Genomic DNA, 23798 nt, shown 5'->3' on the forward strand with positions numbered 1-23798 from the left:
GGCTGATCCCCTTTCTGGAGAGTCGCTCGTCGAGAGGGCAGGCCGCTCGTAGAGCTGAACCATACAGTGCAGTTCAGATGAACTCAACGGTGCGGTTCAGTTGAACCAAACGGTATGGTTTCGATGAGCCGAGCGGTTCGGTTCGCACTCGTTAGACTGCGCGCGACGAACGGAGACGCCACGTGTGGGCAGCCGAGCAGACCCCCAAGCGCATTCCCTCGGGTGATCGGGCCGCGCGCAAGCGCGCGGCGATCCTGGAGGCGGCCACTGAGGCCTTCCTGCGCGAGGGCTACCAGGTGGGCATGGACACCATCGCCGCCGAGGCGGGTGTCGCGAAGGTGACCGTGTACAACCACTTCGGTAACAAGGAAGCCCTGTTCACGGCGATCGTCGGCGAGATCCTGGACCGCGCCCTGGCGGAGTCGACCCGCCTGATCGAGGAGCGGCTCGGATCCTCCACCGACGTCCGGGCCGACCTGGTGGCCATCTGTGAGGCGTGGGTGGCGGGCCACGCCACGCCGGAGGTGCTCACCCTGCACAATGTGGTGATGGGCTCGATGCCGCGCCTGCCCGAACTGGGACGCACCTGGCGCGAGTCGGGACCGGATCGTTTCCACGTGGTGGTCCGCACGGCCCTGGAGGAACTCGTCGAGCGCGGCGAACTCGCGATCGACGACGTGCCGTTGGCCGCGATCCAACTCTCCGGCCTGGTGCTGATGCCACACATCGCCTTCGGCTCCTCCGGCGCCGTGCCCGACGCGGATCTGACCGAGCGGCTGATCACCGGCGGCGTGGACATGTTCCTGGCCCGCTACCGCCCGACGGCGGCCCCGGCCTCTTCCGCCGACTCGGCCCTCTCCGCCGACTCGGCCCTCTCCAACCACCCGGCGCCGGAGTCGCAGGCGCCCTGACCCGGGCCGGGCCGCACGTCGCCCGCCGGGGGTCCCGCCCGCCACCGCGGGACGACGTGGCACGACTCGCCCGAACAGGCCGAACGGACGCACGCGGACCGACTCATCGACCGCGGAGTGGGCGCGACGCGACTCGCCCGAACGGACCGAATGTGAGGCGCGTCACGTGCCGGGCTGATAGGAAGGTTCAGGAGTCCGTTATGTCGGATTCATAACCTTTCGAGGAGGCGTCCTCATGCGCGCCACGTCCGGGAACCCCGCCGAGAGCTCGACCGCCGCCAAGCCGGTCGAAGAACCGACCCCGATTCATATCCTCTGGATCAACGCCGGTCTCAGCTGCGACGGCGACTCCGTCGCGCTGACCGCCGCGATGCAGCCGTCGATCGAGGAGATCGTCACCGGTGCCCTGCCCGGACTGCCGCCGATCGCCGTGCACTGGCCGCTGATCGACTTCGAGTGCGGACCGGTCCAGGGCGCGGACACCTTCATCGAATGGTTCTTCAAGGCCGAACGGGGCGAACTCGAGCCGTTCGTGCTGGTGGTCGAGGGATCCATCCCGAACGAGTCGATCAAGGCCGAAGGCTACTGGAGCGGATTCGGCGACGACCCGGCCACCGGCCAGCCGATCACCACCAGCGAATGGTTGGACCGCCTCGCGCCCAAGGCCACCGGTGTGGTGGCGATCGGTACCTGTGCGACGTACGGCGGCATCCACGCGATGGCCGGCAACCCCACCGGTGCGATGGGCGTACCCGACTACCTGGGCTGGGACTGGAAGTCCAAGGCGGGCCTGCCGATCGTGTGCGTGCCCGGCTGCCCGATCCAGCCGGACAACTTCGCCGAGACGCTGACCTACCTGCTCTACCAACTCGCCGGGTCCGCGCCGATGATCCCGCTGGACGACAAGCTGCGTCCGACCTGGCTGTTCGGCGCCACCGTGCACGAGGGCTGCGACCGCGGCGGCTACTACGAACAGGGCCAGTTCGCCGACGAGTACGGCTCGCCGCTGTGCCTGGTGAAGCTGGGCTGCTGGGGCCCGGTGGTCAAGTGCAACGTGCCCAAGCGCGGCTGGATCAACGGTGTCGGCGGTTGCCCGAACGTCGGTGGCATCTGCATCGCGTGCACGATGCCCGGCTTCCCGGACAAGTTCATGCCGTTCATGGACGAACCGCCCGGCGGCAAGGTCTCCTCGGTCGCCAGCGGCGCGTACGGCCTGGTGATCCGCAAGCTGCGCTCGATCACCGCGAAGACCGTGGACAAGGAACCCAAGTGGCGCCACACCGGTCGTGAGCTCACCACCGGCTACCGCCCGCCCAGGTGAGCGGATCGCCTTCGCGCAGTTCCCGACCCCGCGGCCGACCTCACGCGTGCCGCCGTCCCCACCGCAGAAGGGCACGACACACGATGGCACCCTCGACCAAGACGGCCGCCGATGGCAGCGGCCTGACCGAGATGTCCTGGGATCCGATCACCCGGATCGTCGGCAGTCTGGGCATCCACACCAAGATCGACTTCAAGCAGAAACGGGTCGCCGAGTGTTACAGCACCTCGTCGGTCTTCCGCGGCTACAGCGTGTTCATGCGCGGCAAGGACCCCCGCGACGCGCACTTCATCACCAGCCGGATCTGCGGCATCTGCGGCGACAACCACGCCACCTGCTCGGTGTACGCGCAGAACATGGCCTACGGCGTGAAGCCGCCGCACCTGGCCGAGTGGATCATCAACCTCGGTGAGGCCGCCGAGTACATGTTCGACCACAACATCTTCCAGGAAAACCTGGTCGGGGTGGACTACTGCGAGCGCATGGTCCGCGAGACCAACCCCGGCGTGCTGGATCTGGCCGAACGCACCGAGGCGCCGCACGCCGCCGAACACGGCTACCGCACCATCGCCGACATCATGCGCTCGCTCAACCCGATCGAGGGCGAGTTCTACCGCGAGGCGCTGGCGGTCAGCCGCTACACCCGGGAGATGTTCTGCCTGATGGAGGGCCGGCACGTACACCCCTCCACGCTCTACCCGGGCGGGGTGGGCACCGTCGCCTCGGTCCAGTTGTTCACGGACTACCTGTCCCGACTGATGCGCTACGTCGAGTTCATGAAGCGCGTGGTCCCGCTGCACGACGACCTCTTCGACTTCTTCTACACCGCCCTGCCCGGCTACGAAGAGGTGGGCCGGCGGCGGGTGTTGCTCGGTTGCTGGGGCGCGCTCAACGACCCCGACCACTGCGACTTCACCTACCGCAACATGACCGACTGGGGCCGGCGGATGTACGTCAGCCCCGGCGTCGTGGTCGACGGCAAGCTGATCACCAACGACCTGACCGAGATCAACCTGGGCATCCGAATCCTGCTCGGCAGCTCCTACTACCAGGACTGGGAAGGCCAGGAGCAGTTCGTCACGCACGACCCGCTGGGCAACCCGGTCGACCCGCGCCACCCGTGGAACCAACACACCATCCCCGCACCGCAGAAGCGGGACTTCGAGGGCAACTACAGCTGGGTGATGTCGCCGCGCTGGTTCGACGGTACCGACTACCTGGCCCTGGACACCGGCGGCGGCCCGCTTGCCCGGCTGTGGTCCACCGCGCTCAACGGCCTGGTCGACACCGGCTTCGTCAAGGCCACCGGGCACAGCGTGGTGATCAACCTGCCCAAGTCGATGACCAAGCCGGAGACCACCTTCGAGTGGAAGATCCCACAGTGGAGCAACGCCCTTGAGCGGAACCGGGCGCGCACCTACTTCCAGGCGTACATGGCCGCCATGGCGGTGTACTTCGCCGAGAAGGCGCTCGAGGAGGTGCGCTCGGGCCGGACCAAGACGTGGGAGAAGTTCGAGGTGCCCGACCAGGCGGTCGGTGTCGGCTTCACCGAGGCCGTGCGCGGGGTGCTCTCGCACCACATGGTGATCAGGGACGGGAAGATCGCCAACTACCACCCGTATCCGCCCACTCCGTGGAACGCCAGTGTCCGCGACACCCTGGGCACCCCCGGGCCGTACGAGGACGCGGTGCAGAACACGCCGATCTTCGAGGAGAACTCCCCGGAGAACTTCAAGGGCATCGACATCATGCGGGCCGTGCGCAGCTTCGACCCCTGTCTGCCGTGCGGCGTGCACATGTACCTCGGCGACGGCAAGACACTGCAGAAGCTGCACGTACCCACCGGGCTGAGCGGGCTGAGCGGATGAACGCCGAGCAGACCGGACTGCGGGTCGAGGAGATCCTCACCCGCCTGGACGACAGCGCCGACCCGGGCGTTCGCGCCGGGGCCGAGGAACTGGTCCGCGCCCTGATGGACTTCTACGGCGCCGGTCTGGCCCGACTGGCCGCGCTGTTGCGCGACGCCGACGCGGATCGGCGCGGCGTGCTCGACGACGAACTGGTCACCACCCTGCTCGTCCTGCACGACCTGCACCCCGACGACACGCCCACCCGCGTCGCGCGCGGCCTCGCGGCGCACCCCGAACACCGGGCCGAACTCCTCGACTACGACGAACACAGCCGGACCGTGCGGCTGCGGATCGCCGCCGCGAGCGGCGGCTGTGGATGCGCGAGCGGGGGCGCCCAGGGTTCGCGCGAGGGCGTGGAAGGCCTCCTGGCCGGCTGCGCGCCCGAGATCGAGCGGATCGAGATCGAGGAGATCCCGGCCGCGCCGCCCGAACCCGCGCTGCTCCAGATCGGCATCCGACCGGCCGATCCGGCCCGGGCCGCACGGTGAGCGCGCCACCCCCGACGACCGTGCGGCCGGCGGGTGGGCTGCGCCGATTCCGGCGCCCCACCGGGCCACAGCCGGAACGTTGCGAGCTGTGCGCCCAGGAGGTCGGCGCCGGACACCGCCATCTCGTCGACACCGACGCGCGGGTCCTGGCCTGCGCCTGCCGGGGCTGCGCGATGTTGTTCGAGCGGCGCGGCGCGGCCGGCGGTCGCTATCGGGCGGTGCCCGAGCGCTACCTCGTCGACCCCGAGCACAGCCTGGACGACGGCGCCTGGGACGCCCTGCAGATCCCGGTCGGCCTGGCCTTCTTCCTGCGCAACGCCGCGCTCGACCGGCTGATCGCGCTCTACCCGAGCCCGGCCGGCGCCACCGAGAGCGACCTGGACCCCGAGCAGTGGCAGGCGGTGCTCGGCGAGAGCCGGCTCGCCGGACTGCTGCGCCCCGACGTCGAGGCGCTGCTGCTGCGCCGCACGGACGACGAGAGCGAGTGCTTCCTGGTCCCGATCGACGTCTGCTACGAGCTGGTCGGTCGCATGCGACTGCGCTGGCGGGGCTTCGACGGCGGCGCCGAGGCCCGCGAGGACCTGGCCGCGTTCCTCGCCGACGTGCGCTCGCGTGCGCGGGTGCCGGGAAGGGACGACGCGCCGTGACCGAACTGGACTTCTCCTGCGTCGGCGTGCGCGCGGACGGCTACGCGGCGGGGCCCACCCTGGTCTTCCGGCTGCGGATCACCGCCGCCGAGCAGGCCCGGGTGCACGCGCTCGCGTTGCGCGTGCAATTGCGGATCGAACCGGCCCGGCGCCGCTACGGGACGGCCGAAGGCGACCGGCTGGGCGTGCTGTTCGGGGAGCGTTCCCGCTGGGGCGGCACGCTCCACCCGATCGAGTTCGCCCAGGTGGCGTTGACCGTGCCGGGCTTCACCGCGGAGACCGAGGTGGACCTGGTGGTGCCGTGCACCTACGACATGGACATCGCCTCGTCCCGCTACTTCCACGCGCTGGGCGAGGGAGAGGTGCCGTTGCTGATGCTCTTCTCCGGAACCGCGTTCACCGGCCCGGGCGGCTTCCGGGTGGAGCCGGTGCCCTGGCACAAGGAGGCCGCCTACCGGATGCCGGTCACGGTGTGGCGGGAGATGGTCGAGCAGCACTTCCCCGGCTGCGGCTGGCTGCGACTGCCGCGCGAGGCGATGGACGCGCTGCTCGCCTATCGGGCCCGGCACGCGCTGCCCTCCTGGGAGGCCACGATGCGGGCGCTGCTGGCGACCGCGGAACCGGCCACCGCGGCCGATCGGGTGCTCGGCGTTCCGGGCAACCGCACCGGCGGGTCGGACCGGACCGGCCCCACCGAGGAGAGAGTGCCATGACGCTGTTCGGACTCGCGATCCAGGAGCGGTTCGCCGCCGCGCGACAGATCGCCGACGCCGTGCTGTTCGAGGGCTACGTGCTCTATCCGTACCGGGCCTCGGCCGCCAAGAATCGCATGCGCTGGCAGTTCGGCGTGCTGGTGCCGCCCGCCTGGGGGCAGAGCAGCGGCGAGCACCACGACCAGCGCACGGAGTGTCTGATCGAACCGCGTGCGGACGCGAACCTCTCGATCGAGCTGCGCTTCCTGCACGCCCAGCGGCGCACGGTGCAACAGGTCGGGCCCGACGGCGGGTTCGCGGCGGTGGACGCGCTGGAGCTGCCGGATCGGGTGCTCGTCCCGTGGGACGAGGGCGTCGAGGAACGGGTCGAACTCGTGCTCCCCGTCGCGGCGTCCGCCGGGGCCGGGCTGGTCCTGCCGTTCGATCGGGCCGAGCACGAGGAGACCGAGGACGTCGAACTCGACGACCGTGTGTGTGGGCGGCTGGTCCGCCGGCGGGCACGGATCGAGGGGGAGATCCGGGTGCGGACCACCGAGATTCCCGGCCCGTACCGCACCCTCAAGCTGACCGTCGAGGTGGCGAACACCAGTGGGTGGAAGCCGGATCCGGGTGTCGACCGGGACGCCGCGCTGCCGTACGCGCTGGTGTCGGCGCATGTGCTGCTGGGTCTGGACACCGGCTCCTTCCTGTCCATGACCGACCCGCCGGAATGGGCCACGGGCGCCGCCGCGTCGTGTGCCAACCTGCGGACCTGGCCGGTGCTGGTGGGGGAGCGGGACGACGTGGTGTTGTCCTCGCCGATCATCCTGGAGGATCACCCGCAGGTGGCCCCGGAGAGCCCGGGCGCGCTCTACGACGCGACCGAGATCGACGAGATCCTCGCGCTGCGCACCTCGGCACTGACCGAGCGGGAGAAGCGCGAGGCCCGTGGCACCGACGCCCGCGCGGGCGCCGCCGTGGACCTGGTCGACTCGCTGCCCCCGGAGGTGTGGGATCGGCTGCACGGCACGGTGCGGGCGCTGCGGGAGAACACCGGGCCGAGCGGGGCGAGCGGGCCGACGACCCTGATCGAACCGGGGGTGCCGGGTGAACAGGGCGAGTCGGGCGAGCCGGGTACCGACCGGCCCTGGTGGGATCCGGCGAGCGACGCCGGGTTCGATCCCGCCGCGGATCGGGTGCTGGTGGACGGGCGCTCGATCGGTGCCGGCAGTCGGGTGCGGCTGCGACCGGGGCCGCGCCGTACCGACGCCCAGGACCTGTTCCTGCACGGTCGGGACGCGCTGGTCGAGGCGGTGCTGCACGACGTGGACGGCGCGGTGCATCTCGCGGTGATCGTGGACGGCGACCCCGGCGCGGACATCCGGCGGGCCCAGGGCCGGTTCCTGTACTTCCAACCGGACGAACTCACCCTCCTGGAGGACGCGTGACCGGCCAGGGCCCGCCGGCCGACCGCGTCGAACGGGTGCTCGTCGCCGGAGTCGGCAACATCTTCCTCGGCGACGACGGCTTCGGGGTGGAGACCGTCGCCAGGCTGGCCGGGCACCCGCTGCCGGCCGGCGCCGAGGTGGTCGACTTCGGCGTACGCGGCGTGCATCTGGCCTACCAACTCCTGGAAGGCTACGAGACGTTGATTCTGGTGGACGCCACCGCGCGCGGCGGCGCACCGGGCACGGTGTACCTGATCGAGGCCGCCGTACCGGGATCGGTCGAACCCGGGGCGGCCCTGCTGGACGGCCACCGGATGGGGCCCGACGCGGTGCTCGCGCTGCTGGGCACGCTGAGCGCGGGTACCGGCGGGACGCCGCCGCGCCGGGTGCTGGTGGTGGGCTGCGAACCCGCCGACCTGGACGAGCGCCTGGGCCTGAGTCCACCGGTCGCGGCCGCAGTGGACGAGGCGGTCGCGCTGATCCTGCGGGTGCTGCGTGGGCAGACGCCCCTGGAACCACCGACCGGCGCGCCGAACGCGCCGGATGCGGTCGATGTCCGACCCGCCGCCGTGGACGCGGCGCGCGGTCCCGAGCCTGGAGAGGTGCCGGCATGCGAAGGATTCTGATCGGCGGAGTGGCCCTGTTCGGGCTTGTCGTGCTCGCGAATCGAGCGGACATCCTGCGCTACGTGCGGATGCGTTCCATGTAGCCCGTTCCGCGACGGGTCCCGGGGCGGAGCCCGGCGCGCTAGGGCGAATGGCGTACGCGCGGCGTCGTACACGGCGTGGGTGCCGGGACGCGTCGCCGGTGGTGCCTGTAATGGAGCGTGGGCTCGTCGAGTCGGTGGGCTCCCAGTGGTGGACGTCGAACCCGGGAGAGGGCCGATGCACGAGATGTCGATTGCGCTGGCCGTCATCGAGCAGGTCGAGGCGGCGACGGCGCGCGGCGGTGAGCGCGCCGCGCTGACCGTCCGGCTGCGGGTCGGCGAACTCGCCGGGGTGGTTCCCGACGCGCTGGCCTTCGCCTTCGAGGTCGCGCGGGTCGAGACGGTGCTGCGCGACGCGGAGTTGGTGGTCGAGAGCGTCCCGGGCCGGGCCCGCTGCGCGGGGTGCGCCGTGGAGTGGGCGGTGGGCATGCCGCCGGACCTGTGCTGCCCCACGTGTGCGGGCGCGACCGCCGAGCTGTTGTGTGGACGGGAGTTGCAGATCGTCGACGTGTGCTGGGCCGATCCGGTCGAGGACGTCGGATACGCCGAGGCCACTCAGAAGGGTTGAACCGTCATGTGCCGAGTCGACGAGTTGCGGCAGGCCGTACTCGCTCACAACGATCGCGGCGCGAGCGACCTGCGCGCCGAACTGGCCGCGCGCGGGGTGATCGCGGTCAACCTGCTTTCCAGTCCCGGCAGCGGCAAGACCGCCCTGCTGGAGGCCGAACTGCGGCTGGCCGGCGAACGCGGGGTGTCGGTGGCGGCGTTGACCGCCGACCTGGCCACCGACAACGACGCGACCCGGTTGGCCCGGGCCGGCGCGCCGGTCAAGCAGATCCTCACGGACGGGTTGTGCCACCTGGAGGCGGCGATGTTGCGTCGACAACTCGCCGGCTGGTTGCCGGCGAGGACGCGGCTGCTGTTCGTCGAGAACGTCGGCAATCTGGTTTGCCCGGCCTCCTACGACCTGGGCGAGAGCCTGCGGGTCGCGCTCGCGTCGGTCACCGAGGGGGAGGACAAGCCGCTCAAGTATCCGTCCGCGTTCGGTCTGGCGAACCTGGTGGTGGTGACCAAGATCGACCTCGCCGAGGCGGTGGAGTTCGACGAGGGCGCCTTCCTGGCCAACGTCCGGCAGGTGAACCCCGGGGTCGAGGTGTTGTTCACCTCGGCCAGGACCGGTCGCGGGGTGGGGGATCTGTTGACGCGCGCGGTCGCGGTGCTCGACGGTGCGGCGGTGCACACGCCGGTGATGGCGCGGCACGCGGTCGACGGGCACACCCACGCGCACACCCACGCGCACGGATCGCCCGGGAGCGAGTCGGAGAACGAGTCCGGTCACGGGCACCGGCACGCCCACCCGCACGAGCCCGGGCATTCCCATGCCCACTCGCCCGAGGGCGTACGCGCCCATGTCCACACGCACGGGATCGACCCGCGGTCGGCTCCGGTGCGGGAGTCGTCTTGACCACCGGCCGACCGCCCGAGGTCGCGCAGCGGCGCCGGATCATCGTGCGCGGCACCGTACAGGGCGTGGGCTTTCGGCCGTTCGTCTACACGCTGGCCACCGAGTTGGGCCTGGCCGGACATGTCACCAACACCGGTGCGGGCGTGCTCGTCGAGGTCGAGGGCGGGTCCGCCGAGGTGGCCGCGTTCTGCCGGCGGATCGACACGGACGCACCGGCGCTGGCCTCGGTCGAGTCGATCACCCACGAGGAACTCGCGATCGGCGGCGACACCGGGTTCACGATCGTGGCGTCCGTGCCACCCGAGCCGGGCGCCGCGCACCGTACCCGGATCCCGCCGGATGTCGCCACGTGTGATCGCTGCCTGGCCGAACTCGAGGACCCCGCGGATCGCCGGCACCTGCACCCGTTCATCACGTGCACCGACTGCGGTCCACGCTTCACCATCGTCACCGCGCTGCCCTACGACCGGGCGCACACCACGATGGCCGACTTCCCGATGTGCCCGGACTGCGCCCGGGAGTACGGCGATCCCGGCGATCGGCGCTTCCACGCGCAACCCATCGCGTGCCACGCCTGCGGCCCCCGGTTGTCCCTGGTCGACGCCGACGGGGCGCCGATCGGCTTCGGCACCCTGGACGAGGCCCGCCGGATGCTCGCCGAAGGGGCGATCCTGGCGGTCAAGGGCATCGGCGGGTACCACCTGGCCTGCGACGCGGCCGACCAGGACGCGGTGTCGCGGCTGCGCGAGCGCAAGGGACGCGGCGACAAACCCTTCGCGTTGCTGGCCCGCACCCTCGCCGAGATCGAGCCGTACGCCGAGATCACGGACGCGGAACGGGAGTTGCTCACCGGCGCCGCCCGGCCGATCGTGCTGCTCCGGCGCCGTAGGGCGGCCCGGGCCGCGCTGCCGGAGGCGATCGCCCCGCGCTGCCCCGACCTGGGCTTCATGTTGCCGTACACGCCTGTGCACCACCTGCTCCTGGGACTGCTCGACGACCGGCTCGGGCCGCGCCTGCTCGTGCTCACCAGCGGCAACGCGGCCGGCGAGCCGATCGTGACCGAGGACGCCGAGGCGCTGACCCGGCTCGCGCCGCTGGCGGACGGCTGGCTCACCCACGACCGACCGATCCGGGTGCCGCTGGACGACTCGGTGGTGCGGGTCGTGGACGGCGAACCCCTGTTCGTCCGGCGCTCTCGGGGCTGGGCCCCGCTGCCGATTCGGCTGCCGCTGGCGGTGCCCGCGACGCTCGCGGTCGGCGGGGACCTGAAGAACACGTTCGCGCTGGCCGAGGGCCGCGAGGCGTGGTTGTCCGGGCATGTCGGCGACATGGACGACCTGGGCACGCAACGTGCGTTCGAGCACGCGGTCGGGCACCTGGGCGCGATCACCGGCGTGCGTCCCGACGTGCTGGTCGCCGATCGCCATCCGGGCTATCGGTCCACCGGCTGGGCCCGGCGCACCGCAGCCCGGCGGCCGGTGCGGCTGGTCCAGCACCATCACGCGCACATCGCCGCCGCGATGGCCGAACACGGCGCGGACGGCGCCGCGCCGGTGTTGGGCGTCGCCTTCGACGGGACCGGCTACGGGGAAGACGGCGCGGTGTGGGGCGGCGAGTTCCTGCTCGCGGACTACGCCGGCTTCCACCGGGTGGCGCACCTGCGCTACGCGCCGCTGGCCGGCGGCGACGCCGCGGTGGCCCGGCCGTATCGGATGGCGCTGGCGCACCTGCACGGCGCCGGGATCGAGTGGGCGGACGATCTGCCCTGTGTGCGGGCCGGATCCGACGAGGAACGCCGGGTGCTGGCGCGCCAACTCGAACGCGACCTGAACTGCGTGCCCACGTCCAGCATGGGCCGGCTCTTCGACGCGTTCGCGTCGCTGATCGGCGTCTGTCACCTGGCCGGCTACGAGGCGCAGGCGGCGATCGAGTTGGAGGGCGCGGCCGTTCGGCGGCCCGGCCCGGTCCCCGGGTACACGTTCGCGCTGCTCCCTGGGGACGGTGAGGGTGATCCGCTGATCGCCGACCCGGGCCCGGTGTTCGCGGCGGCGATCGCCGACCTCCGCGCCGGTTGCGACCCGGAACTGCTCGCGGCGCGCTTTCACCACGCGGTCGTCGACCTGGTGGTCGCGGTGGCCGAGCACACGCGTGAGCGGCACGGGCCGACGCCGGTCGCGCTCACCGGCGGCGTGTTCACCAACGCGATCCTGTCCTCGGCCTGCGGACGGGCGCTGCGCGCACGGGACTTCACCGTGCTGCGGCATCGCCTGGTGCCGCCGAACGACGGCGGGCTGGCGTTGGGCCAAGTCCTGGTCGGGGCGGGTCGGCGGGTGCCGAGCGGGACGGGCGGCCCGTGACGGGCGCCCGCAGACCCACGAGTGGACGGCCCGCGGGCCGCGGTCGTTGTCGGATGACGAGGAGAGACCGATGTGCCTGGCGGTGCCCGGCAGGGTGACGAAGATCGAGGAACGGGACGGAACCCGGATGGGCCTCGTCGATTTCGGCGGTGTGGTCAAGGAGGTGTGCCTGGAGTACGTGCCCGACCTGAGGGTGGGCGAGTACGCCATTGTGCACGTGGGCTTCGCGCTGCAACGGCTGGACGAGGAGTCGGCCCTGCGCACGCTTGCCCTGTTCGACGAGATGGGGCTGCTCCAGGAGGAGTTCGGCGACCCCTGGGAGGCGGCCGGCGCGGCGTCGGGGGAGTTCGTCCGGCCCGAGCCGGTGGTTGTTCCCGACCCGATTCCCGGTGGTGTGTCCAAGGAGGTCCGGCGGTGAAGTACCTGGAGGAATTCAGCAATCCGGAGGTCGGTCGCCGACTGCTGGACGAGATCCGGGCCACGGTGACCCGGCCGTGGTCGATCATGGAGGTCTGCGGCGGGCAGACGCACACCATCATCCGCCACGGTATCGACCAACTGCTGCCTCCCGAAGTGGAGTTGATTCACGGGCCGGGCTGCCCGGTGTGTGTGACGCCGCTCGAGGTGATCGACAAGGCGCTGGCCATCGCGGCCCGCCCGGGGGTGATCTTCTGCTCGTTCGGCGACATGTTGCGGGTGCCGGGCACCGATCGCGACCTGTTCCGGGTGCGTGGCGAGGGCGGCGACGTGCGGGTGGTCTACTCGCCGCTGGACGCGCTCGCGATCGCCCGGGACAACCCCGACCGCGAGGTGGTGTTCTTCGGCATCGGCTTCGAGACCACCGCGCCGCCCAACGCGATGACGGTGTATCAGGCCAGGCGGCTGGGCATCCGCAACTTCAGCCTGCTGGTGTCGCACGTGCGGGTGCCGCCGGCGATCGAGGCGATCATGAATTCGCCCGACTGCCGGGTGCAGGGCTTCCTGGCGGCCGGTCACGTGTGCAGCGTGATGGGTGTGGAGGAGTACCCGGAGTTGGCCGAGCGGTATCGGGTGCCGATCGTGGTCACCGGATTCGAGCCGTTGGACATCCTGGAGGGCATCCGGCGTACGGTCCACCAGCTCGAGCGGGGCCGGCACACGGTGGACAACGCGTACGCCCGGGCGGTGCGGGCGCAGGGCAACCCCGCCGCGAAGGCCATGCTGGCCGACGTGTTCGAGGTGACCGACCGGGCCTGGCGCGGCATCGGGGTGATCCCGGACAGCGGGTGGCGGTTGTCCTCGCGCTATCGCGACCACGACGCCGAGTACCGCTTCGACGTGACCGGGATCGACACCGTGGAACCGGCCGAGTGCCGCAGCGGCGAGGTGTTGCAGGGCCTGCTCAAGCCCAACGAGTGCGCGGCGTTCGGCACCACCTGCACGCCGCGCAATCCGCTCGGCGCCACGATGGTCTCCAGCGAGGGCGCGTGTGCCGCCTACTACCTCTACCGCCGGCTCGACGCCGCCGGCACCGTGCCCCGGGAGGCGACCCCCGTTGTCTGAGCTCACCGACCTCGCCCCGGTCACCGGGTCCGCCCCGGCCGCGATGCCCGATGCGCCTGCCGCGCCGGACTTCTCCGGGTGGACCTGTCCGGCCCCGTTGCGCGACCATCCGCGGATCGTGACCGGGCACGGCGGCGGCGGCGCGCTGTCCGCCGAACTCGTCGAGCACGTCTTCGCGCCCGCGTTCGGCGGACCCCTGCTCGCCTCGCTCACCGACTCCGCGGTGGTCACCCTCGGCGGGGCCCGACTGGCTTTCTCCACCGACTCGTTCGTGGTCCGCCCGCTGTTCTTCCCCGGCGGGAACATCGGCGAGCTCGCGGTCAACGGGACGGTCAACGATCTGGCCATGAGCGGCGCCAAGGCGGCCTATCTGTCCGTCGGGTTCATCCTGGAGGAGGGTGTGGAGACGGCGGTCGTCGCCCGGGTCGCCCAAGCGCTCGGCGGCGCGGCCCGCGCCGCCGGAGTCGAGATCGCCACCGGCGACACCAAGGTCGTCGAGGCCGGGCACGGAGACGGCATCTACCTCAACACCGCCGGGATCGGCCTGGTCCCGGCCGGCGTCGATCTGCGCCCGCAGCGCGCCGCCCCGGGCGACGTGGTGATCGTCAGCGGCGACATCGGCGTCCACGGGGTGGCCGTGATGAGCGTGCGCGAGGGCCTGGAATTCGACGTCGAGATCCGCAGCGACTGCGCCGCGCTGGGCGGGCTGGTCGAGGCCATGCTGGCGGTCACCCCGGACCTGCACGTGCTCCGCGATCCCACCCGGGGCGGCCTGGGCGCGGCGCTCAACGAGATCGCCGCGGCGGCCCGGGTCGGCGTGGAGATCGCCGAACGCGACGTCCCGGTGCCGCCCCAGGTGGCCAACGCGTGCGCGATCCTGGGCCTGGACCCGCTGTATGTGGCCAACGAGGGCAAGCTGGTCGCCTTCGTGCCCCGCGAGCACGCCGACGCGGTGCTCGCCGCGATGCGGGCGCATCCCCTGGGTGCGGGGGCGGCGGTGATCGGCGAGTGCGTCGAGGCCCATCCGGGGATGGTGGTGGCTCGTACCGGATTGGGCGGAACGCGGGTGTTGGACATGCCGATCGGCGAGCAACTGCCCCGGATCTGTTGAGCGGTGGCACCCATCGCGCGACGGCCGCCTCGGATGCGACGCGGCCGTCGCGCGCGGACCTCAGGCGGCCGGGGTCGGGACCAGGCGGGGCCGGCGGGCGGCGGCGATCAGGGCGCGGGCCACCCGGTCGTCCGTCCCGGACTCGGGATGCCACTGGACGCCCAGGACGAAGGTGTCGCCCGGGAGTTCCACCGCCTCGACGATGCCGTCCTCGGCCCGGGCACCGGGCACCAGGCCGCGACCGAGTCGCTCCACACCCTGATGGTGGTAGGTGGGTACCTCGTACGGTTCGGCCCCGAGCGAGGCGAACAGCGTGCCCGGGATCGGCGCGACGACATGCGCGGAGAGTCGGCCGGGCGGGCCGGTGTGCCCGTCGTGGCCGACCACGTCCGGCAGGTGCTGGCACAGGGTGCCGCCCAGCACCACGTTCAGCAGTTGCATGCCGCGACAGATCGCCAGGAGCGGTGTATTCGAGGCCAGCGCGGCCTCGATCAACGCGCTCTCCCACACGTCCCGGGCCTCGTTCGGGGGACCGGTGCGCGGATGGGGCTCGGCGCCGTAGCGGGTGGACCGTACGTCCGGACCACCCGCGATCACCACCGCGTCCACCCGGGCCACCGTCTCGGCGGCGGCCTCCGGGACGTCCGGCGGCAACATCACCGCCAGGCCGCCGGCACGTTGGATGTGGGTCGGGTAGTCCAGGGGGAGCAGCACGGCGGGCAGGTGCCACACCCCCCATCGCACGGATTCCTCGTGGTAGGTGCTGATACCGATCAGTGGCTTGGGCATGGGGGGTCGCTCGGTTCCTCAGGGTCGCGGCGTCGGTGCGGGTGGAGGGTGGCGGGGTCAGTCCCGGCCGAGTTCGGCCTCGGCCGCGGCCAGTGCGGCGAACTCTTCCTCGGGGGCGTTCGCCACCAGATGATGCCGGCTGTAGAAGGCGAAGTAGGCGAGTGCGACGGCGTAGACGCCCAGCGCGATGAACGCCGCCCGCTTGTCCACCAGGAACGTCGCCGCCAGCGCCGAGCAGGCCAGCACGAACGCCACCGAGGAGGTGGCGACACCACCGGGGGTGCGGTACGGCCGGGGCAGGTCGGGCTCGCGGCGGCGCAGCACGATGTGCGACAGCGACATCAGCGCGTAGGAGATGGTCGCGCCGAACACCGCGATGTTCAGCATCCGGGCACCGTCCCCGCTCCACGCGGCCAGTGCGAAGCCCAGCGCGCCGGGCACCAGCAGGCCGAGGTAGGGGGCCTTGCGTCGGCTGGTCAGGGACAGGAAGCGGGGCAGGTAGCCGGCCCGGGACAGTGCGAACAACTGCCGGGACCCGGCGTAGATCAGCGAGAAGAACGAGGCGACCAGTCCGGCCAGGCCCGCGTAGTTCACGAAGCGGCTCAGCGGGGTCGGGTCGCCGTCGCCCTGGAGCGCGGTGACCAGCGGGTTGCCCGCCTCCTGGACCGCACTGGAGCCGTGCGCGCCGGTCGCGGCCAGGAAGGTGAGCACGGCCAGGAGGAGCAGCACGCCGATCGACAGGCTCATCGCCCTGGGCAGCGTGCGGGCCGGGTCCTTGGTCTCCTCGGCGGCCAGCGGCACACCCTCCACACCCAGGAAGAACCACATCCCGAACGGGAACGCGGACCAGATGCCGAGCAGGCCGAACGGAAGCCAGGAATTGGCGCCGAGCGCGTCGTGGTCGACCGGGATGTCGTTGAGCCCGCCGGCGTCGAACTCGGTGAAGGCGCCGACCGCGAAGATGAGCAGCGCGGCCACCGCTATTCCGGTGACCACGAAGCTGAACCGCAGCGCCTCGCCGACGCCCCACAGGTGGATGCCGATGAAGACGACGAAACAGGCGAGGTAGACCGGCCAGGACGAGGTCAGGCCGAACAGGTTCAGGGACTCGACGTAGTCGCCGATGAAGATGACGATCGCGGCGGGCGCAAGCACGTACTCGATCAGGATCGCGGTGCCGGTCAGGAAGCCGCCCCAGGTGCCGAGCGCGCGGCGGGCGAAACCGTAGCCGCCGCCGGCGGCGGGCAGGATCGAGGACAGTTCGGCCAGCGAGAACACCATGCACGTGTACATCAGGCCCATCAGGGCGGCGGCGATCGCCAGGCCGCCGAAGCCGGCCTCGGCCAGGCCGAAGTTCCAGCCGGAGAAGTCGCCGGAGACGACGTACGCCACACCCAGACCGGTGAGCAGGAGCCAGCCCGCGCTGCCGCGGCGCAGCGCCCGCTTCTCCAGGTAGTTCTCCGCCTCGGCGGACGCGCCGCCGCTGCCCTGCTTCGTGCGCGCTTGGATGTCGTCGACCACGAGCCACTCCTGACGGGAGGGAGGGGAGGGAGAATTATTGGTTCGAGCGCATACCTTTGCTCCTCGGGTCGACACGGCGCAAGGTTTCCGGGCGGATGTCTTTTCCGGCCCGTGTTCGCGCTCGGGCCCGCCGAGGGCCCGTCGAGGGTCGCCGGCGCGGACGGCTCAGGCCAGAAATCCGCGCAGCAGCGCGGCGGTTCCCGCGCAGTGTTCGCGCATCACCTCGGCCGCCGCGTCCGGGTCGCCGTCCAGGATCGCCTCGACCAGCGCGGTGTGCTGGTGCTGCGAGTGCTCCAGGTTGCGCACCAGCAGCGGGATGCAGTCCAGCAGGTCGTTCACCGTGGCCCGGACCGCCGCGTACTGGCCGGCCAGGGTCGGCGAGCCGCACAACTGGGCCAGCGTCAGATGCAGCAGCGTGTCCCGCCGCCGGTACTCCGCCAGCGGCGCGTCCCGGGTGTGGGCCAGCGCCGCCCGCAACCGCGCGGCCTGCGCCTGATCCAGGCCCTGCGCCGCGCACAGCCCGGCCGCGCCCACCTCCAGCACCTCGCGAAAGCGCAAGGTGTCCTCCACGTCCACCTTCGCGATCCGGCGCCGCAGCTCGGCGGCCGAACCGTCGCCGACCGGGTTCGGGCGCTCGCGTACGAAGGTGCCGCCGTAGCGGCCCCGGCGGCTCTCCACGATGCCCTGGTCGGCCAGCACCTTGAGCACTTCGCGCAAGGTGACCCGGCTGACCCCGAGCCGGTCGGCGAGGTCGCGTTCGGCGGGCAGCCGGCCGCCGTCGGAGACCAGTCCCAGCCGGATCACCTGGAGGATCTGCTCCAACGCCTCCTCGAAACCGTTGCCCGCGCGCACCGGCCGCAGCAGCGGCGACAGCCCGTCCTTGGGCTCCGCTGCGGATCGCTCGTTCACGATCCCTCCCCTCCGGCTCTTCCCAATCAATGGTTCTCCGCCATACCTTATGGCTTCCGGTTGGACCGACAGGAGGCATTCCCTTGGCAGACCGAACGCCCCCGCTGTCCGTCGACGAGCTGCGAGCACTCGTCGACGCCGGGGAGATCGACACGGTAGTCCTGGCCTTCACCGACATGCAGGGCAGGCTTCAGGGCAAGCGATTCGCCGCCCGTTTCTTCCTCGACGACACGCTCGCCCACGGCACCGAGGGCTGCAACTACCTGCTCGCGGTGGACACGGACATGAACACCGTGGCCGGGTACGCGATGTCGTCCTGGGAACGCGGCTACGGTGACTTCGTGATGCGTCCCGACCTGGCCACCCTGCGTCGCACGCCGTGGCACCCGGGCACCGCACACGTCAACGCGGACCTGCTGTGGCACGACGGCTCCCCGGTCGCGGCGTCGCCGCGACAGATCCTGCGCCGCCAACTCGACCGACTCGCCGAGCACGGCTGGACCGCGCACGCGGGCACCGAACTCGAGTTCATCGTCTTCAAGGACACCTACGAGGCCGGTTGGGACCGCGCGTACCGCGGCATGACACCGGCCAACCAGTACAACGTCGACTACTCGATCCTGGGCACCGGCCGGGTCGAACCGCTGCTGCGCCGCATCCGCAACGAGATGGGCGCGGCCGGGATGACGGTGGAGTCCGCCAAGGGCGAGTGCAACTTCGGTCAGCACGAGATCGCCTTCCGCTACGACCACGCGCTGACCACGTGCGACCAGCACAGCGTCTACAAGACCGGGGCCAAGGAGATCGCCGCGCAGGAGGGCATGTCGCTCACCTTCATGGCCAAGTACGACGAGCGCGAGGGCAACTCGTGCCACATCCACCTGTCCCTGCGCGACAGCGACGGCCGGCCGGTGCTGGCCGACGGCGGCGGCGCGTACGGGATGTCGAAGACGATGCGGCACTTCCTGGCCGGACAACTGGCCGCGATGCGCGAGTTCACCCTGCTGTACGCGCCCAACATCAACTCGTACAAACGTTTTCGGCCCGGCTCGTTCGCGCCCACCGCGGTCGCGTGGGGCCCGGACAACCGCACCTGTGCGTTGCGGGTGGTCGGCCACGGGCACTCGCACCGCTTCGAGAACCGCCTTCCCGGCGGCGACGTGAACCCCTACCTCGCGGTCGCCGGCATGATCGCGGCCGGTCTGTACGGGATCGAGCACGAGCTCGAACCGGGCGAGGCGTGCACGGGCAACGCGTACGCCGGCGACGCGCCGCACGTGCCCGGCACGCTGCGCGAGGCCGCCGAGCTGTGGGCCGGTTCGAAGATCGCCCAGGACGCCTTCGGCGCGGACGTGGTGGCCCACTACCTGCACATGGCGCAGGTCGAGCAGGACGCGTACGACACGGCAGTCACCGACTGGGAGCGGTTCCGCTCCTTCGAGCGCATGTGAGGATCAGAGCGTTGTCCCAGCACCACGAACAGCCGCACCGACCCGAGTCGGACGGTCCGCACGAGCACGCCATCCTCGACCCCGCCACCGAGGAGATCATCGCGACCATCCGGGCGAGTTCGGCGGCCGACGTCGACGTGGCGGTGCTCCGGGCCACCCGGGCCGCCGCGCACTGGGCGGCCCAGGCTCCCGGCGACCGGGCCCGGCTGCTGCGCCGATTCGCCGTCGTGGTGGACGAGCACCTCGAGGAACTCGCCCGGCTCGAGGTCCGCGAGGCCGGCCACCCGATCGGCAATGCCCGCTGGGAGGCGGGCAACGTCCGCGACCTGCTCGACTACGCCGCGGGCGGCGCGGAACGGCTGAACGGCCGACAGATCCCGGTGGCCGGCGGCCTGGACGTGACCTTCCACGAACCGCTCGGCGTGGTCGCGGTGATCGCTCCCTGGAACTTCCCGATGCCGATCGCCGCCTGGGGCCTGGCGCCCGCGCTCGCGGCCGGCAACGCGGTGTTGCTCAAGCCGGCCGAGACCACGCCGCTGACCGCTCTGCGGCTGGCCGAACTGGCCCTGGTCGCGGGGTTGCCCGAGGGCCTGTTCCAGGTGTTGCCGGGCGCCGGGCCGGTGGCCGGCCGGGCCCTGGTGGAGCACCCGGGCGTGGCCAAGGTGGTCTTCACCGGCTCCACCGCGGTCGGCAAGGACATCATGGCCAGGTGCGCGGCCGGTGTGAAGCGGGTGACTCTCGAACTCGGTGGCAAGAGCCCGAACATCGTCTTCGCCGACGCCGACATCGAGGCCGCCGCGGCCGCCGCCCCGGGCGGGTTCCTGGACAACACCGGGCAGGACTGCTGCGCCCGCACCCGCATTCTGGTGCAGCGCGAGATCTACCACCGGTTCATGGACCTGCTCGAACCGGCGGTCCGGGCCTTCAGGGTCGGCGACCCGGGCGACCCCGAGACGCAGATGGGTCCGCTCATCTCCGCCGCGCATCGCGAGCGGGTGCGCTCGTACGTACCGCAGGACGCGCCCGCCGCGATCCGCGGCGAGGTTCCCGAGGGCAAGGGCTTCTGGTACCCGGCGACGGTGCTCACTCCCGAGTCCGCCGACGACCGCGCGGCGGTCGAGGAGATCTTCGGCCCGGTTGCGGTGGTCCTGCCGTTCGACGACGAGGCGGACGCGATCCGCTTGGCCAACGCCACCGCGTACGGCCTGTCCGGCTCGTTGTGGACCCGGGACGTGGGCCGCGCGCTGCGTGTCTCGCGGGGTGTGCGGGCCGGGAACCTGTCCGTCAACTCGCACAGCAGTGTGCGCTATTCGACGCCGTTCGGCGGGTTCGGACAGTCCGGGCTGGGCCGGGAGTTGGGGCCGGACGCGTTGGCGGCCTTCACCGAGGTCAAGAACGTGTTCATCAGCACCGAGTAGCAAGTGCCGTTGGGCACCCAACAGTAGTCGGTGCCGTTCGGCACCGAGTCGTACGTGCCCGTCGGCATCGAGCGGTTCGACCGAGCGGTCCGTCGGCTCCGGGGTCATCGGGGGTATCGATGTCGTAGCACATCGATTTCCGGACGCCGACTTCACCGACACCGATTCACAGACACCGATTTCGTCGACACCGAGCCCTTCGGTATCGACTCCATCAGCATCGAGGAGCGTCAAGTGACCGAGCAGACCCCCGTGTGCCGCCGCCTGGTCGGCCGTACCGCCGTCGTCACGGGTGCCGGCAGCGGTATCGGCCTGGCCTCGGCCCGGCGGCTGGCCTCCGAAGGCGCGAACGTGGTGTGCGCCGACATCGACGAGGCCTCCGGCAAGGCCGCCGCCGCCGAGGTGGGCGGACTCTTCGTGCGCGTCGACGTCACCGACGCCGAGCAGGTCGAGGCCCTGTTCAAGACCGCGTTCGACACCTACGGCTCGGTCGACGTCGCGTTCAACAACGCGGGCATCTCGCCGCCCGACGACGATTCGATCCTGACCACCGGCCTGGACGCGTGGCGTCGGGTCCAGGAGGTCAACCTCACGTCGGTGTTCCTGTGCTGCAAGGCCGCGTTGCCGTACATGCAGCGCCAGGGCAAGGGCTCGATCATCAACACCGCGTCGTTCGTGGCCCGGATGGGCGCGGCCACCTCGCAGATCTCCTACACCGCGTCCAAGGGCGGCGTGCTCGCGATGTCGCGGGAGTTGGGCGTGCAGTTCGCCCGCGAGGGCATCAGGGTCAACGCGCTGTGCCCGGGCCCGGTGAACACCCCGCTGCTGAAGGAGCTGTTCGCCAAGGACCCCGAGCGCGCGGCCCGTCGACTCGTGCACATTCCGGTCGGCCGCTTCGCCGAACCCGAGGAACTCGCCGCCGCGGTCGCGTTCCTGGCCAGCGACGACTCGTCGTTCGTCAACGCCGCCGAGTTCCTGGTGGACGGTGGCATCGCCGGGGCGTACGTCACCCCGATGTAGGCGTCGTCGGGGTCGGCGACGCCGTCTGGATCACGCCCGAACGCCCGCGGTTCGGTACACGCCGCCGTGATCGTGGGTCCCACCGCCGCCGATCCGTCGCGCAACCCCTGCGCGACGGGTCGGCGGTGCGGCGGTGTGGCGGGTTCAGCCGAGCGACAGGCGTTGCCCGGGGCGGATCAGGTCCGGGTCCGGGCCCACGGTCGCGCGGTTCTTGCCGTACAGGGCCGGCCAGCCGCCCGGCAGGTTGTGCGCTGCGGCGATGCCGCTGAGCGTGTCGCCGGGCCGGACGAGAATCTCCCCGCTATCCCCGGACGCCGGGAACGGCGCGGGGGAGGTAGCGAGTTCGCTTCCGCGATCGGTGGTCGACCCGGCCGGCGCCGTGGCCTTGGCGGCGCGCCGGCGGCGATCGGCCGTGGAGCGTTCGGCGCGTCGAGGCGCCTCGGCCCCGGTCAAGCCGGCTTTTCGGGAGCACACGGGCCAGGCGCCCGCTCCCTGTGACCGCAGGACGTTCTCGGCGACGCGGATCTGCTCGGCCTTGGGCGCGTCCTGCGCCCTGCCCTTGCCGCCGTTGGCTTTCCATGTGCTCTCCTTGAACTGCAGCCCACCGTGGTACCCGTTGCCGGTGTCGGTGGACCAGTTGCCGCCGCTCTCGCATTGCGCGACCCGGTCCCAGGTGGCGTCGTCCGCGGCTTGGGCCTGGGTCACCGTCGCGAAGCCCAGGAGGGAGGTCGCGACGACACCGACGACGGCCGAGTCTCGCAGGCGACGTCGGCCGCAGGCTCGAAGCGATTCGTCCCGGTGCGAAGTGCTGTGAGAAAGCATGGATTCCCTTCGGAATTCCCCTGCGGGGCTCGACCGGCGGCGATCCACGAGGAATCCGTCCCGATCATCCGAAACGCCCGATCGCTGGTGATGAGCGTTTCGGTGCCTCCACCTCGCGACCAGGTCGCGAGTTCGGCCGTGACTGCACGGCGAAAACGGGGGTGCGGTCTGCACTTGGCGCAGACGCTAGACAAGTCGCGTCTCCGATATCAACGACCGATGACGTTTTCGCAGGCCACGTCGGCATTTCCTGCCTTACGGCGGGGCGTGTCGCGAACACGTCACGGATCACTGAATTCGCCGCATCCGCACCATTCGGAGGGCGACCATACGGGTGGATTTCGAGCGTGATGCGGATGCTTCGTCGGGTCGACCGGCTCGCATTCGCGGCCACCGATCGGGCCCGAGCAGCGATTTCGTCGAGAAAGGACTTGCAGTGGGTCGAGCAATGCGGAAGACGTCATAAACCTCGACCGGTTCCGCAAAGATTTCCCGGCGCGGGAGCCCGGAGGTTTCCGGGTGATGTTCCCCGCGCCCGGTACCCTTCGCGCGCGATCGGCGTTTCGTGCGGCATTGCCGAGAGGAGGAATCACCAAGGCGGATCGCATAATAGTAATTGATGGTGTGCCGCATATCGGGATTCCCACGCCTTGCCTGGAGAATGGTGGGCGGATGGTGTTCGGTCGCGAATGTCCAGGCATGCGAGTCGAGCATGGGTGACCTGCACAACATGCGTTGGTGCCATGGGGTTCGGGCGGATGAGGATGTCGCCATGACGAAGAACCGGCGGCTCACGCGAATTTCCTCGCCCGTGGGCGTATCGCCCGCGCAGGGCTACAGCCAGGTGGTGACCGGTTCCGGTCGGCTGGTCGTGATCTCCGGGCAGGTGGCGACCGATGAACGCGGCGAAACGGTCGGCGTGGGGGATCCGGACGCCCAGGCGCGGCAGGTGTTCACGAACCTGCGGCGGTGTCTCGCGGCGGTGGGCGCGACCTTCGACGATGTCGTCAAACTCACCCACTTCACCACCGATATCGCGTACCTGACGAGCATCGGCGCGGCCTGGGACGAGTTCGTCGATCCCGAGCACGAACCGGCCAGTTCGACGGTCCGGGTGGTCGCGTTGTCCCGGCCCGAACTGCTCCTGGAGGTCGAGGCGCTCGCCTTGGTGCGCCCACCCCGTAGCGGCGACTTCCCTTCCGCATAACGGAGTTCGCTATCTCCGCGCGTCCCGGCGGCTAGGATCGGCGCGACATTTCGACGCCGCTCG

Annotated in this window: 23 protein-coding genes; 19 read left to right on the plus strand and 4 right to left on the minus strand. The window is 71.1% G+C overall.

The features are described from left to right. The first annotated feature begins 182 nt into the window (after nucleotides 1-182). The 15 genes from ACIBSV_RS44320 to hypE all read left to right on the plus strand — a co-directional run bounded on the left by ACIBSV_RS44320 (nucleotide 183) and on the right by hypE (nucleotide 14598). Nucleotides 183-911 carry a TetR/AcrR family transcriptional regulator gene (locus tag ACIBSV_RS44320; protein WP_395873175.1) on the plus strand — a complete coding sequence of 243 codons (729 nt, stop codon included), beginning with the start codon at nucleotides 183-185 and terminating at the stop codon, nucleotides 909-911. A 235-nt stretch (nucleotides 912-1146) separates the two neighbouring features. After that, the gene (locus ACIBSV_RS44325; RefSeq protein ID WP_395873176.1) at nucleotides 1147-2232 is read left to right on the plus strand and encodes a hydrogenase expression protein HypE; all 1086 of its coding nucleotides are present in this window, start codon (nucleotides 1147-1149) and stop codon (nucleotides 2230-2232) included. Between the two features lie 83 nt (nucleotides 2233-2315). Beyond that, complete coding sequence (locus tag ACIBSV_RS44330; RefSeq protein WP_395873177.1) at nucleotides 2316-4100, plus strand: nickel-dependent hydrogenase large subunit; 1785 nt, start codon at nucleotides 2316-2318, stop codon at nucleotides 4098-4100. After that, entirely contained in the window at nucleotides 4097-4630 is a 534-nt protein-coding gene (locus tag ACIBSV_RS44335; protein WP_395873179.1) for a hypothetical protein, read from the plus strand. Before ACIBSV_RS44330 ends, ACIBSV_RS44335 begins: the two co-directional genes overlap by 4 nt. Then, nucleotides 4627-5277: a DUF5947 family protein gene (locus tag ACIBSV_RS44340; RefSeq protein WP_395873180.1), complete on the plus strand. Its 651-nt coding sequence runs from the start codon at nucleotides 4627-4629 to the stop codon at nucleotides 5275-5277. Before ACIBSV_RS44335 ends, ACIBSV_RS44340 begins: the two co-directional genes overlap by 4 nt. Then, nucleotides 5274-5990, plus strand: coding sequence for a DUF6084 family protein (locus ACIBSV_RS44345; RefSeq protein ID WP_395873181.1), 717 nt, complete (start codon nucleotides 5274-5276; stop codon nucleotides 5988-5990). Before ACIBSV_RS44340 ends, ACIBSV_RS44345 begins: the two co-directional genes overlap by 4 nt. Next, entirely contained in the window at nucleotides 5987-7417 is a 1431-nt protein-coding gene (locus ACIBSV_RS44350; protein ID WP_395873182.1) for a hypothetical protein, read from the plus strand. The genes ACIBSV_RS44345 and ACIBSV_RS44350 overlap by 4 nt, the downstream gene beginning before the upstream one ends. Further along, a complete protein-coding gene (locus ACIBSV_RS44355) occupies nucleotides 7414-8043 on the plus strand; it encodes a hydrogenase maturation protease (RefSeq protein WP_395873183.1) in 630 nt (209 codons plus the stop codon). Before ACIBSV_RS44350 ends, ACIBSV_RS44355 begins: the two co-directional genes overlap by 4 nt. Further along, nucleotides 8028-8126, plus strand: a complete 99-nt coding sequence (locus ACIBSV_RS44360) for a DUF6893 family small protein (protein WP_395873184.1) — start codon at nucleotides 8028-8030, stop codon at nucleotides 8124-8126. The genes ACIBSV_RS44355 and ACIBSV_RS44360 overlap by 16 nt, the downstream gene beginning before the upstream one ends. A 175-nt stretch (nucleotides 8127-8301) precedes the next feature. Beyond that, nucleotides 8302-8691 (plus strand): hydrogenase maturation nickel metallochaperone HypA, encoded by a 390-nt coding sequence (locus ACIBSV_RS44365; RefSeq protein ID WP_395873185.1) that lies wholly within the window; start codon nucleotides 8302-8304, stop codon nucleotides 8689-8691. A 6-nt stretch (nucleotides 8692-8697) separates the two neighbouring features. Next, nucleotides 8698-9588 (plus strand): hydrogenase nickel incorporation protein HypB, encoded by an 891-nt coding sequence (gene hypB / locus ACIBSV_RS44370; protein ID WP_395873186.1) that lies wholly within the window; start codon nucleotides 8698-8700, stop codon nucleotides 9586-9588. Next, complete coding sequence (gene hypF / locus ACIBSV_RS44375) at nucleotides 9585-11945, plus strand: carbamoyltransferase HypF (RefSeq protein ID WP_395873187.1); 2361 nt, start codon at nucleotides 9585-9587, stop codon at nucleotides 11943-11945. The genes hypB and hypF overlap by 4 nt, the downstream gene beginning before the upstream one ends. Nucleotides 11946-12015: 70 nt before the next feature. Continuing rightward, entirely contained in the window at nucleotides 12016-12363 is a 348-nt protein-coding gene (locus tag ACIBSV_RS44380) for a HypC/HybG/HupF family hydrogenase formation chaperone (RefSeq protein ID WP_395873188.1), read from the plus strand. Beyond that, nucleotides 12360-13487: a hydrogenase formation protein HypD gene (gene hypD / locus ACIBSV_RS44385; RefSeq protein WP_395873189.1), complete on the plus strand. Its 1128-nt coding sequence runs from the start codon at nucleotides 12360-12362 to the stop codon at nucleotides 13485-13487. Before ACIBSV_RS44380 ends, hypD begins: the two co-directional genes overlap by 4 nt. Nucleotides 13488-13530: 43 nt before the next feature. Continuing rightward, complete coding sequence (gene hypE, locus ACIBSV_RS44390) at nucleotides 13531-14598, plus strand: hydrogenase expression/formation protein HypE (RefSeq protein WP_395873245.1); 1068 nt, start codon at nucleotides 13531-13533, stop codon at nucleotides 14596-14598. Nucleotides 14599-14658: 60 nt separating this feature from the next. On the opposite strand, the gene ACIBSV_RS44395 is transcribed toward hypE, so the two are convergent. From ACIBSV_RS44395 to ACIBSV_RS44405, 3 genes are all read right to left on the minus strand, one after another. After that, complete coding sequence (locus ACIBSV_RS44395; protein WP_395873190.1) at nucleotides 14659-15387, minus strand: gamma-glutamyl-gamma-aminobutyrate hydrolase family protein; 729 nt, start codon at nucleotides 15385-15387, stop codon at nucleotides 14659-14661. 57 nt (nucleotides 15388-15444) lie between these two features. Next, nucleotides 15445-16896, minus strand: coding sequence for an ethanolamine permease (eat, locus tag ACIBSV_RS44400; RefSeq protein ID WP_395873246.1), 1452 nt, complete (start codon nucleotides 16894-16896; stop codon nucleotides 15445-15447). A gap of 177 nt (nucleotides 16897-17073) precedes the next feature. Beyond that, complete coding sequence (locus ACIBSV_RS44405; RefSeq protein ID WP_395873191.1) at nucleotides 17074-17817, minus strand: FadR/GntR family transcriptional regulator; 744 nt, start codon at nucleotides 17815-17817, stop codon at nucleotides 17074-17076. An 83-nt stretch (nucleotides 17818-17900) separates the two neighbouring features. On the opposite strand from ACIBSV_RS44405, the gene ACIBSV_RS44410 reads away from it, so the two are divergent. The 3 genes from ACIBSV_RS44410 (at nucleotide 17901) to ACIBSV_RS44420 (ending at nucleotide 21706) form a co-directional block, all read left to right on the plus strand. Continuing rightward, nucleotides 17901-19268, plus strand: coding sequence for a glutamine synthetase family protein (locus tag ACIBSV_RS44410; protein WP_395873192.1), 1368 nt, complete (start codon nucleotides 17901-17903; stop codon nucleotides 19266-19268). An 11-nt stretch (nucleotides 19269-19279) separates the two neighbouring features. After that, the gene (locus ACIBSV_RS44415; protein WP_395873193.1) at nucleotides 19280-20686 is read left to right on the plus strand and encodes an aldehyde dehydrogenase family protein; all 1407 of its coding nucleotides are present in this window, start codon (nucleotides 19280-19282) and stop codon (nucleotides 20684-20686) included. A 234-nt stretch (nucleotides 20687-20920) separates the two neighbouring features. Then, nucleotides 20921-21706: a 3-oxoacyl-ACP reductase gene (locus ACIBSV_RS44420; RefSeq protein WP_395873194.1), complete on the plus strand. Its 786-nt coding sequence runs from the start codon at nucleotides 20921-20923 to the stop codon at nucleotides 21704-21706. A 144-nt stretch (nucleotides 21707-21850) separates the two neighbouring features. Here the strand turns inward: ACIBSV_RS44420 and ACIBSV_RS44425 are convergent, their stop codons facing one another. Next, on the minus strand, nucleotides 21851-22411 hold the full coding sequence (locus ACIBSV_RS44425; protein ID WP_395873195.1) for a transglycosylase family protein: 561 nt from the start codon (nucleotides 22409-22411) through the stop codon (nucleotides 21851-21853). Nucleotides 22412-23300: 889 nt separating this feature from the next. On the opposite strand from ACIBSV_RS44425, the gene ACIBSV_RS44430 reads away from it, so the two are divergent. Next, nucleotides 23301-23735, plus strand: coding sequence for a RidA family protein (locus ACIBSV_RS44430; RefSeq protein WP_395873196.1), 435 nt, complete (start codon nucleotides 23301-23303; stop codon nucleotides 23733-23735). The last annotated feature ends 63 nt before the right edge of the window (nucleotides 23736-23798 follow it).

The organism is Embleya sp. NPDC050154, assembly GCF_044460165.1.
Taxonomy (GTDB): domain Bacteria; phylum Actinomycetota; class Actinomycetes; order Streptomycetales; family Streptomycetaceae; genus Embleya.